This is a genomic window from Streptomyces sp. 13-12-16 (assembly GCF_002114215.1).
GTDB lineage: Bacteria > Actinomycetota > Actinomycetes > Streptomycetales > Streptomycetaceae > Streptomyces.
This window is the reverse complement of sequence record NZ_NCTE01000013.1, coordinates 1-10500: the sequence shown is the minus strand read 5'-3', so window position 1 is coordinate 10500 and position 10500 is coordinate 1. Positions and strand designations below refer to the sequence as shown.

Genomic DNA, 10500 nt, shown 5'->3' with positions numbered 1-10500 from the left:
GCGGGGGGCCGCCGGAGCGGTGGCGGAGACAGGGAGCGACGGCGGCCACGGGCCGCCAGCGCGCGCGGCCCGCCGCAGGCGGGCCGCCTTGATCCAGTAAAGAAACTCTGAACAACTCCGCTGCGCTGGGCCCCTGCCGGGCGTGTGGTCACGCGGTCCCCGCCTACCCGCCCGTTCCACAGCATCGACGCCTCTATGGCGCTTATGGCCGCATTGATTCCTATTTGTTCTGGCGGTCGGCGGTCTCTATCCACAGGCAGGGGATTACAGGATGCCGTGTGTGCGGGTGGGCAGAGCTCACTTTTACCCGGCGGCTGTCACACCGACTGGCTATCCGGCACCTGTAGCAAACGAGGGCGGGCCTCCATCCTGCCCGGAGTCGAAGATGGAGGAGTGGGGTGGATCGCAGGATCGGCTGTCATACCGATGCGAATTCCGACACGCCTATAGGTGTTCCTCGGCGGGTCGAGCGGCGGAACATAACACGCAAGTGCCGGTTACCCAAACCGGCGATTCTCCGGACTATTGATGCCCTGCCCGACGATCGGACGAATGAGCGGCGTCAGCTCACGCATGCACGAGCCCGCCCGGCGGGACACGCAAGAAGGTTCTTGCCCGCCCGGTGGGAGCACAGCACCGCTCCGCTAGTAGGTGTCCGGTCTGGCAGATAAACCTAGCTGAACAGCCGCGATGACGGCTTGCCGGGAGGTACAGGCAAGCTTCGATCCGGCTGCGGATAGCCGCCGGGCGAGCCCCAGCGGTTGGCCTGAACGTATGAAGCAAAAACGGCACAGCAGCGAACGGGTGGACATGAACAAGCACGAGGCAGCACGTATAGCAGCGCGACTCAAGGAGGTGGAGGAGAAGGTGGCGCGGCTGGAGGATCTGGTGCGTCGGGCCACCGAGAGGGGCCCCGCTACTTCTTCGGCGCCTTCTTCGCGTCAGTGACGCCGCCGAGTTGCTGGAAGACCTGCAACAGACTATCCAGTCTCGCGTTTATGGCATCCAGCCGTTCGGAAAGTTCGACGTATTCCGGCGTGGGCATCCGCCCACCGTTTGCCGCCTCGGGAGCGCCGGCCTTCAGGTCGGCCTCTGAGGGCAGGGGGTCAGCGACGAAGTTGCCTCGACCCGGCATCGTGTGGATCAGCCCTTCGTCACGCAGCATGCGCAGCGCGGAACGCGCGGTCATGTTCGCGATCTCGTAGGTCGCCTCTAGGTCGCGGGACGAAGGGACCCGCTCGCCTGGCTTGAGGCGGCCGGAGCGGATCTGTCGCCGCAGCTCCTCTGCCACCAGGCGGTACGGCGGAGTGTCGGAATCCTTGGGCAGCTTCATAACCCGAGGGTAGCGGGCTTAGCTCGCCTACCGCAGTAAGACCCTGGCACACCATGAGACGCGCGCTAGCCCTGGACTAGGTGCGATGTGCGCTAAGCGATTGACGCACCTATGGGCCCTAGTGCACAGTTGATCTCGCTTCACCACCCGGTGGAGCACCTACCGAGAGGACGTAACACCCATGCCTCGTATCCGTGTTGGCCTGCTCCCGTCCGCGTCGTTCATGGTCGGCAACCTGCCGGTTCCGAAGTACGCGGACGCCGAAAAGACGCAGTTCGCCGTGGACCGTGAGACCGGCGCGAAGCTGTTCGTGGTCACCCTCTTCTTCATGGAGGACGACCGCGCCGAGGCCATGAAGATCACGGTGCCGGAGACCGGTCTTCCCAACGGCCTCAAGCCGGGTGTGCCGGTCATGCCGGTGGAGCTGTTCGCCACCCCGTGGGCCCGGATCTTCAACGGATCGCTCTCGGACGGCATCGCCTACCGCGCAGAGCGCCTGGACCTGGTCGGCGGTCCGGCTTCGGCCGCTGAGGCGGCGTGAGCGGTCTCGCGTTCCGGTCCGGCGTCGAGTGCAGCTGCCCACTGCCTCATGCCGGGCCGGATGCCCGGCTCAGTGACTCCCTTATCAACTCGGTGGCGGCCGTGCTTCTCGGCTACGGCTTCCCCCGGCTCGCCGCCCCAGATCAGGCGGCCCTCGAAACGGCCCTTGCGGCCTTTCTCTACGACTCTCAGGAGAGCAACACATGAAGGACAACGACCCGACCGGAGGGGCCTTCGGCTACGGCCTCCTGGTCGTCGGCGTGGCGCTGGCCGTGCTGGTCGGCTGGTCGGTGTGGTGGGTGGTGCGCTACCTGCGGGCCGATGCGATGACCCGGCAGTCCATCCGGCAGGCCGTGCGGGTGCGGCGGACCTGGAAGCGGCTCGCACAGATGCTGAAGCTGTGCGCCACGGACAAGATGCCGACCGCGCTGGCCTCGCTGGCGAACACGGACGGCAAGCCCATCAAGCCCCGCATCCTGGTCCCCACGCTGAAGGTCACGCATGACGCGTACGGGGTGATCGCGCGGGCGGGCTGCCTGCCCGGCGTCGGCCTGGAGCAGTACCAGAAGGCGGCCCCGCATCTGGCGGACGCCTGGCGGTGCACACGCGTGGCGGTCACCCAGGACGAGCCCGGATCAGTCGTCATCCGCGGCGTGCGGCTCGATCCGCTGAAGTTCCCCACCGAGCACCGTCCCATCGGCACCGTGCCGGAGAAGGTGGCCCAGTGGGAGCTGGGCGTGGACGAGTACGCGCAGCCAGTATCCGTCGACCTGCGGCAGGTGCCCGGCGTAACCGTGGCCGGCCTTCCCGGCAAAGGCAAAACATCGCTGATCAACCGGCTTCTGTCGGACTGGGCACCCGCGCCGTGGGTTCAGTTCGCCTGCGCGGACGGCAAGGTCTCCGCCGCATACGAGGGTGACTACTACGCCTGGGTCAAGCGCATGTTCGCCTTCGTCGGCGATGACCTCGAAGAGGCCAACAAGCTGTTCAAGCACCTGGTGGACCTGCGCCGCAAGCGCTCCGCCCTGGTCCTCGATGTACTCGGGGTGAAGTCCATGTGGGACGTGGGCCCGTCCGAGAAGTGGCCGCTGGTCGTGCTGATCGTGGATGAGGCGCACACCTACTTCCGCGACCACAAGGGCAGCGACCCCAAGACGAAGAAGCTCGCGGCCCTCGCTGCCGAGAACGCCCGGCTCGTGGAAGACCTGGTCAAAAAGGGCCGCTCGGTGGGCATCCTCGTCATCCTCGCCACGCAGAAGAGCACGGGCGACGCTATCCCGACCTTCATCCGCGACGTGTGCCCCGTGGGCCTGAGCTTCGCGCAGAAGACCGCCGAAGCTGCCGTGGCCGCCCTTGGGGAGGACATCCGGGACTGGCCGGATGCCAACCCGATCAACCTTCAGGACCCGGCCTATGTCGGCGTCGCCTCGATGAACCACCAGTCGCAGCCCGGTTTCACCCGCATCCGCACGCCCTACGTGCCGGACGCGTGGGCGGAGGAGATCGCGCAGACCACGAACCACCTGACCGCCGACCCGGCCGACCTGCTCCCGGCCGTCGACCTCACCAAGGAGGACCCGAACGACGACGGCTCTATGGCACCCGTGGCGGCCTGACCATTCACACGCCTGAGCCCACGCAAGCAACCGGAAAGGAGGTGAACCCCCAATGTCTGAGGACCGGATCACACAGCGCACCGTGACCGTGGTCATGGGCATCATCGCCGCCCTGGCGTTCGTCTTCTCCTTCGGCAACGTCTGGGCCCTGGCCCTGCGCCTCGGCGTCCCCGCCCCCATCGCCCCCCTGATCGCCCCCATGGTTGACCTGTCCGTGGTCGGCCTCCTGGTCGCCCTCCGCTACCTCTCCCTGCGTGGCGTCCCACCCGAGAAGATGAAGGCGGCCACCCGCCTCATGCACGTCTCCGGACTGCTGACCCTGGCCCTCAACATCGCCGAACCCATCGTCGCCGAGCACTACGGCCGCGCCGCCGTGGACGCCGTGGCCCCGGTGCTGCTCCTCGGCTGGGGAGCGGTCGGCCCGCAGCTCCTGCGCTCCTTCCACGCGGTCCCCACCAATGCAGCCGCCCCGGCCCCGGCTGCCGAGACGGAACCCGCCCGAGAGCACGCCCCGGCCTCCCCCGAACCGGAAACCGCCCTGACGCCTGATCCATCCGTCACGCCGGAACCGGCTCCAGTCGCCATGCCCAGCACCCCGGCACTCTTCGCCGCTGCGCCTGCAGTGAAGGTGCCTGAGCCGCTGCTCGCCGAGGCACGCTCCATCGCCGCATCCCACCACGCCGAGCACGGCGAACCCATCACGGCGGCCCAGCTCAAGAGGCGACTCGGCATCGGCCTGCCCATGGCCACCGCCCTCCACTCCGCCCTGTAGGGCCGCGCTCTCCCCGCCGGCACCCCGGCATCTCCCACACTCGCCCGTCCCTGGGCCCACTCCGTCATGCCTGCGGGCAGCAGCCCGAGCGCACTGTTCGCTGCTGCCCGCAGGTCCCGCCCTCGCGCCAGAGAGGAGACCCCGCCACTCATGCGCCGCTCCCTCGACCTGCGGCACGTCGTCAGCCCCGGCCTGCGGGACCTGATCGAACTGGCCAACACCCACAACTTCGACCGCGTCACCGAGCAGGTCCGCAACCTGCGCGGCTGCACCCGCCCCATCAACCTCCACGGCTGGACGGTCACAACCGACCCGGCCACCAAGAAAGTGGTCCGCTCCTATCACTCCGAGGACGAACCCTCCGGACGGCTGCTGACCACATGCGGCAACCGACGTGCCTCCCGCTGCCCCGCCTGCTCACGGGTGTACGCCGCCGACACCTACCACCTGATCAAGGCCGGACTGTCCGGCGGCAAGAACGTCGCCGAGACCGTCCGCGACCACCCCCGCGCCTTCGTCACCCTCACCGCCCCCTCTTTCGGCCCCGTGCACAATCGCAAGACCGACGGCACGGCCAAGTCCCGCCCCTGCGCCTGCGGCCAGTCTCACGCCGAAGACGCCCCGGAACTCGGTACCCCACTGAGCCCGACCACGTACGACTACACAGGCGCCGTGCTCTGGAACGCCCACGCCGGACAGCTCTGGGCACGCTTCACCACCTACCTGCGCCGCGCCCTGGCCGAACACCTCGGCATGACGCAGAAGGCGCTGAACGCCGCCCTGCGCGTCTCCTTCGCCAAGGTCGCCGAGTACCAGAAGCGCGGCCTGGTCCACTTCCACGCCGTGATCCGCTTCGACGGGCCCGACGGCCACACCACCCCGCCCCCGGCCTGGGCCACCTTCGACGCCCTGAGCACCGCCGTGGGCCTGGCCGTCGAGCGCGCCCGGCTCATCGTCGAGTCCGACGCCATCGGCGAGCGCGTCATCGCCTGGGGCCGTCGGTTCAAGGTGGACCCCATCACCGCCCTGGGCGATGGCGAACTCACCGACGCCAGGGTCGCCGAGTACACAGACGCCAACGTCGCCGGCTACATCGCCAAGTACGCCACGAAGAACGCTGAAGGTGCGGGGACCGTGGACCGCACGTTGATGTGCCGCCCGTGCGCCGGGCGCGGCTACGTACGCGGACCCTCCCGCCTGCCAAACCGCTGCGCTGACTGCCATGGCACCGGACAAGCCGAACCCATCAAGGCCCTGCCCGTCCAGCAGCACGTACGGCAGATGATCCGCACCGCCTGGGACCTCGGCCACCTGCCGGAGTTCGCCGAACTCAAGCTCTGGAAATGGGCTCACATGCTCGGCTTCCGCGGCCACTTCTCCAGCAAGTCCCGCGCCTATTCCACCACCCTCGGCGCCCTCCGCGACGTACGCCGCGCCTGGCGCATCGCCCAGGCCGAAGCCGCCCGCGCCCGCGCCGGCCTCCCCGCCACCGACGAGACCACCCTCGTCACCACCTCCTCCTGGACCTATCTCAGCAGCGGCTACCGCCCCGGCGAAGAACTCCTCGCTGCCCAGGTCCGCCATGACATCGCCCACACCCAATGCCTCAAGCAGGAAGGACTTGTGCCCGCATGACGACGGCCGTGCTCACCGTGGACCAGGTCGCGGAACGTCTCGGCATCAGCCGCTGGAAGGTCCACGACCTGATCCGCTCTCGCGAACTCGCCTCCTTCAAGATCGGCCGCTGCCGCCGCATCAGCGAAGCCGCCTTGGACGCCTACGTATCCCTCCGCACCGAACAGGAAGCCGCCTGATGGCCAAGCCGAAGAAGAACGCCAACAACGAGGGCACCATCTACCAGCGGAAGGACGGTCGTTGGGAAGGCAGTGCATACGTTCTGACGACGGACGGCACGTACAAGCGGCGCAGCGTCTACGGCAAGACCTGGGACGAGGCACACGAGAAGCTGACCAAGCTCAAGGCTGATTCCCTCAGCGGGTTGCCGGTCGCCACCAGCAAGATGACCATCGGCGCGTACCTGACGTACTGGCTGGTGAACGTCGCCCAGGGCAAGGTGCGCAGGACGACGTACGTCAACTATGAATCGCTCGTCCGCAACTACGTCACGTCCGAGTTCGGCAGGAAGAAGCTGGCCCGGCTCACCGCCCGCGACATCCGGGCCTTCCTGACCAAGACGGCGGCCACCTGCCAGTGCTGCGCGCAGGGCAAGGACAAGAAGCGGCCGGAGCACAAGCGGCGCTGCTGCGCTCTCGGCAAGTGCTGCAAGAAGCTCCCTTCTGATCGGACCGTGCGCTTCCTGCTCGTGATCCTGCGGGCCGCTCTCCAACACGCCGTACGGGAAGACGAGCTGCCGCGCAACGTCGCCCGGAACGTGCAGCTGAGCATGGGAACGAAGCGCGAGATCGAACCGCTCACCGCCAAAGAAGGGCGTGAGCTCCTGGCGGCGGCCCGTGAGAACCGACTGTGGGCTGTCTATGAGCTGGCCGTCCGCGTCGGCCTGCGTCGCGGCGAGCTGCTGGGGCTGCGCTGGTCGGACGTGGACCTCCACGAAGGCGTTCTCACCGTCCGGCAGGCCCTTCAGCGGGTCGGCGGCGAACTGCTGATCGTCGCGCCGAAGACTCAGCGCTCGGCCCGCCGCGTGGCTCTGCCGGCCGAATGCGTGACGGCGCTCCGTGCCCAGCGCGCGCAGCAGGTAGCCGACCGGAAGGCGGCCGGTACCAACTGGAAGGGGACGGGGCAGGGCCTCGTCTTCACCACTAAGAACGGGACCCCCATCGAGCCGCGGAACCTGAACCGGTCCTTCGATGCGCTGTGCGCTCGCGCCGGAGTCCGTAAGGTCCGCTTCCATGACCTGCGCCACACCTGCGCGTCCCTGCTCCACGAACAGGGCGCCGATGCGCGAATGATCATGGAAGTCCTGGGCCACAGCTCCATCCGCGTGACCATGGACATCTACACCTTCGTACGGCTCGACTCCCAGCGGTCCGCCTTCGACCGCGTCGGCGACGCACTGAGGGGTGACGGCAACGGGCCGGACGATGACGACGGCCCGGCCGGTGTACTCGTGGCCGTCTGATCGGTCCCGCTACCGCCCTCGGAGGCGGTTGCCGTCAAACACTGCCGTCAAGGCAAAAGCCAGAGGCCCTGTGGATCACTCCATAGGGCCTCTGGTCTGCTGTGCACTCGGCAGGATTCGAACCTGCAACCTTCTGATCCGTAGTCAGATGCTCTATCCGTTAAGCTACGAGTGCTTGTCTCTTCAGTTTTCTCGCCGCTTCCCGGCCCTTTCGGCCCGCTCGCGGCGACAGGAAGAACATTACATGACTGCCGCCGCCATGTGAAATCCGTTCGGCCCACCCCTTGTGACCTGCGCAAACGCGGGATCGGCGGGGAGCGACAACGACGAAGCCCCGGCCGCAGGGACCGGGGCTTCGTCGTTGGTGCGGAGGCGGAGGGATTTGAACCCTCGATGGGCTTTAAGACCCAAACCGCATTAGCAGTGCGGCGCCATAGACCGGACTAGGCGACGCCTCCATGCACAGAACCCTCCGCGCGTGAGCGCGAGTGGATCGGTGCGTGCCGATGATGACACACCCGCGTGGGCTGTCACCAATCGCCACCCACGGTACTAGGCGGGGAGCCCGCAGGGCAAAGCACTTCCGGCCCTCAGGCCGGCGTGGCGCAACGTCCCGCGCTGTGGCGCGTTGATCAGGTCATGTCGCAGCTCACCTCACAGACCGTGTCGCGGATCCGGCGTGCGGACACCGCGCGCCCCGTGCTGCGGCGGCTCGTCGCCGTCGCGGCCCTCACCTCGCTGTCCACCGCGCCCCCGGCGGCGTACGCGCAGGACGCTCCTCCGCGCGGTGACCGCCTCACCGTCACCGTGCGCGACGCGGGCGGCGGGGCGGACGGGACGTACGAGGTGCGGTGCCGGCCCGGTGGCGGCAGCCATCCCGACCCCACCGGGGCCTGTGCGGCCGTCGAGCGGAACACCCGGTGGGGGCGGGACGCCTTCGCCCCGGCACCGCGGGACGCCGTCTGCACCATGCAGTACGGCGGGCCCGCCACCGCCCGCGTCACCGGCACCTGGGCCGGCCGCCCCGTCGACGCGGCCTACGACCGTACGAACGGATGCGAGATCGCCCGCTGGGACCGGCTGGTGCCGCTGCTGCCCGAAGCGGGCGCCGGGGGACGCGGATGAGGGAGACCTCCGGGAGGCGACGGAAGCAGCGGGGGCGCGTGGCGGCGAGTCGGGGCACAGGGGGCGTAAAGGTCCCGCGAAGGTTCGTGGCGCGTCGGCGCAGGCAGTCGCGGGTTCCGGGCGTACCGGGCGTCACATCGCCGTCACTTTCCCGTGCGATGTCCGTCCCATCCGGCGTCGCTAGCGCAATCCCAGCCCTTAGACTCCCTCGCGTGACACGCTGCGGGCAGGTTGGCAAGATGGCCCGAGCGGTCGGCACGTCGCGGTAACAGGGAGGAAGCGTCTCGTGAGCAGCAGGCCATCCCGAGGCACTGCTCGCCTCGCAGCCATACTGGACGCGCTCCCGGACGCCCTGGTGCTGGTCAACGCCAACGGGACGGTCGTCAACGCCAACGCCATCGCCCTGGAGGCCTTCGAGACCCCGGGCACGGCGCTGGTGGGGCGGGGGCTGCTGGACCTGCTGCCGGAGTTCGACTCCAGGCTCATCCCCGGGTCCATGCGGCGGCCCGACCACATCGACCCCCGGGCGCGCACCAAGCCGACGCGGATGGTCGCCCGGCGGACCGACGGGACAGAGTTCCCGGTCGAGGTCACCAGTGCGAATCTGGAGAACGGCCAGCAGGCGTACGACAATTCCGGCTACACCGGCGACGAGCTGCTGATGCTCGTCGTCCGCGACCTCTCCGGCACCGTCGACACCGAGGCCGAGCTGGCGCGTTCGCAACGGCAGACCGAGATGATCCTGCGGGCCGCCTCCGAGGGCGTGGTCGGGACCGACACCGACGGGCGGATCGTCCTCGTCAACCCGGCCGCCGCCCAGATACTGGGCTACCGGGCCGGCGAACTCGGCGGGCGCGAACTGCACACGCTCGTCCTGCACTCGCGCGCCGACGGCGCCCCCTTCCCGTACGACGAGTCCCCGCTCGCCGACACCCTGCGCTCCGGACGCAAGCACCGGGTGCGCGGTCAGGTGCTGTACGCCAAGAACGGCGACAAGCTGCCGGTCGACCTGACGACCGCGCCGGTGCGCGACGGCGACCAGCTCGTCGGCGCCGTCATGACGTTCCTCGACCGCCGCCCCTACGACGCGCTCGCCGAGGAGAAGGAGCAGGCCGAGCGGGAGCACGCCGAGGAGCTGGAGCGGCTCGCCGAGGAGCACGGCTCCGAGCTCACCGCCCTGCGCCAGAGCCACGTCACCGAGCTGGAGGAGCTGCGCGAACAGCACGCGGAGGAGCTCGCCGCGAACGAGGAGCGGTACGCCGCGCTCGGCGAGCGGGAGAAGGACCGCTACGAGGCCCTCGCCGCGCGTCACGACCAGTTGCTCGTCCTGCTCGGGCGGTCCCTGCGGGGCCCGCTGGACGAGCTGCGCCGGGAGCTGTCCGCGCTGGCCTCCGACGACGCCGGACAGTTGTGGCCCGAGGCCAACCAGGTGCTCCACCACCTGTCGGCCGGCTACGCCCGGATCACCACCCTCATCGACAACGTCCTCGGCTACCAGCGGCTCGACGCCGGCGGCGAGCAGGTCGCCCGTACCAAGGTGATGCTCGACGCCGTCGTCGCCGCCGGGGTCGACGGTGCCGTGGAGCTCATCGGCCCCGGGCGGGTGCAGTTCGCGGTGCACGCGCCGCCCATCGAGGCCGAGGTCGACCCGCGGCTGCTCGCGACCGCCCTCGCGCATCTCGTCGCGGACGTCGCGGGTGTCGACGCGACCGGCAACACGCCGGTGTCGGCGGGCGGTTACCTGGACAACACGGTCGTGGTCGCGGCGGCGCAGCGCGGTGAGGTCGTACGCATCGAGGTGCGCGGGCCGTACGGCGGCGGCGACCCGGTGCACGAACCGATCGTGCGCGGGATCGTCCGGGCGCACGGTGGTGTGCTGCAGACGCACGAGGTGCCCGGGATGAGCGGCAGCGCGTTCGTCCTCGAGGTGCCGATCGGGGGCGGGGCGGGGTCCGTGCCGGCCGCCGAAGTGGCGGTGCCCGCCGAGGTGGCCGTTCCCGCCGAGGTGGCCGTTCCC

Annotated in this window: 9 protein-coding genes and 2 tRNA genes; 8 read left to right on the top strand and 3 right to left on the bottom strand. The window is 69.2% G+C overall.

Annotated features, from left to right (window positions below):
• Window positions 1–916 precede the first annotated feature (916 nt).
• Window positions 917–1333: a GntR family transcriptional regulator gene (locus B7767_RS00795; protein ID WP_085570369.1), complete on the bottom strand. Its 417-nt coding sequence runs from the start codon at window positions 1331–1333 to the stop codon at window positions 917–919.
• A gap of 181 nt (window positions 1334–1514) precedes the next feature.
• On the opposite strand from B7767_RS00795, the gene B7767_RS00790 reads away from it, so the two are divergent.
• The 6 genes from B7767_RS00790 (at window position 1515) to xerC (ending at window position 7358) form a co-directional block, all read left to right on the top strand.
• The gene (locus tag B7767_RS00790; protein ID WP_085570368.1) at window positions 1515–1874 is read left to right on the top strand and encodes a hypothetical protein; all 360 of its coding nucleotides are present in this window, start codon (window positions 1515–1517) and stop codon (window positions 1872–1874) included.
• 202 nt (window positions 1875–2076) lie between these two features.
• The gene (locus B7767_RS00780; RefSeq protein WP_019324612.1) at window positions 2077–3489 is read left to right on the top strand and encodes an FtsK/SpoIIIE domain-containing protein; all 1413 of its coding nucleotides are present in this window, start codon (window positions 2077–2079) and stop codon (window positions 3487–3489) included.
• Between the two features lie 52 nt (window positions 3490–3541).
• Window positions 3542–4261: a DUF2637 domain-containing protein gene (locus B7767_RS00775; protein WP_085570366.1), complete on the top strand. Its 720-nt coding sequence runs from the start codon at window positions 3542–3544 to the stop codon at window positions 4259–4261.
• Between the two features lie 150 nt (window positions 4262–4411).
• Window positions 4412–5896, top strand: a complete 1485-nt coding sequence (locus B7767_RS00770) for a replication initiator (protein WP_085570365.1) — start codon at window positions 4412–4414, stop codon at window positions 5894–5896.
• Window positions 5893–6075: a helix-turn-helix domain-containing protein gene (locus B7767_RS00765; RefSeq protein ID WP_019324615.1), complete on the top strand. Its 183-nt coding sequence runs from the start codon at window positions 5893–5895 to the stop codon at window positions 6073–6075. Before B7767_RS00770 ends, B7767_RS00765 begins: the two co-directional genes overlap by 4 nt.
• Window positions 6075–7358 (top strand): tyrosine recombinase XerC, encoded by a 1284-nt coding sequence (gene xerC / locus B7767_RS00760; protein ID WP_085570364.1) that lies wholly within the window; start codon window positions 6075–6077, stop codon window positions 7356–7358. Before B7767_RS00765 ends, xerC begins: the two co-directional genes overlap by 1 nt.
• A gap of 102 nt (window positions 7359–7460) precedes the next feature.
• Here xerC and B7767_RS00755 read toward each other — a convergent pair.
• Window positions 7461–7533, bottom strand: a tRNA-Arg gene (locus B7767_RS00755).
• 192 nt (window positions 7534–7725) lie between these two features.
• Window positions 7726–7816 (bottom strand) — tRNA-Ser (locus B7767_RS00750).
• A 181-nt stretch (window positions 7817–7997) separates the two neighbouring features.
• Between B7767_RS00750 and B7767_RS00745 the strand changes: the two genes are divergently transcribed.
• Window positions 7998–8483, top strand: a complete 486-nt coding sequence (locus B7767_RS00745; protein WP_179166988.1) for an SSI family serine proteinase inhibitor — start codon at window positions 7998–8000, stop codon at window positions 8481–8483.
• Between the two features lie 286 nt (window positions 8484–8769).
• A partial coding sequence (locus B7767_RS00740) for a PAS domain-containing protein (protein WP_143652118.1) occupies window positions 8770–10500 on the top strand: 1731 nt, incomplete at its 3' end.

Coding starts and splice junctions, on each gene's coding strand:
- xerC (WP_085570364.1), top strand. CDS start 6,075: ATGGCCAAGCCGAAGAAGAACGCCAACAACGAGGGCACCATCTACCAG.
- B7767_RS00790 (WP_085570368.1), top strand. CDS start 1,515: ATGCCTCGTATCCGTGTTGGCCTGCTCCCGTCCGCGTCGTTCATGGTC.
- B7767_RS00745 (WP_179166988.1), top strand. CDS start 7,998: ATGTCGCAGCTCACCTCACAGACCGTGTCGCGGATCCGGCGTGCGGAC.
- B7767_RS00770 (WP_085570365.1), top strand. CDS start 4,412: ATGCGCCGCTCCCTCGACCTGCGGCACGTCGTCAGCCCCGGCCTGCGG.
- B7767_RS00775 (WP_085570366.1), top strand. CDS start 3,542: ATGTCTGAGGACCGGATCACACAGCGCACCGTGACCGTGGTCATGGGC.
- B7767_RS00765 (WP_019324615.1), top strand. CDS start 5,893: ATGACGACGGCCGTGCTCACCGTGGACCAGGTCGCGGAACGTCTCGGC.
- B7767_RS00780 (WP_019324612.1), top strand. CDS start 2,077: ATGAAGGACAACGACCCGACCGGAGGGGCCTTCGGCTACGGCCTCCTG.
- B7767_RS00795 (WP_085570369.1), bottom strand. CDS start 1,333: ATGAAGCTGCCCAAGGATTCCGACACTCCGCCGTACCGCCTGGTGGCA.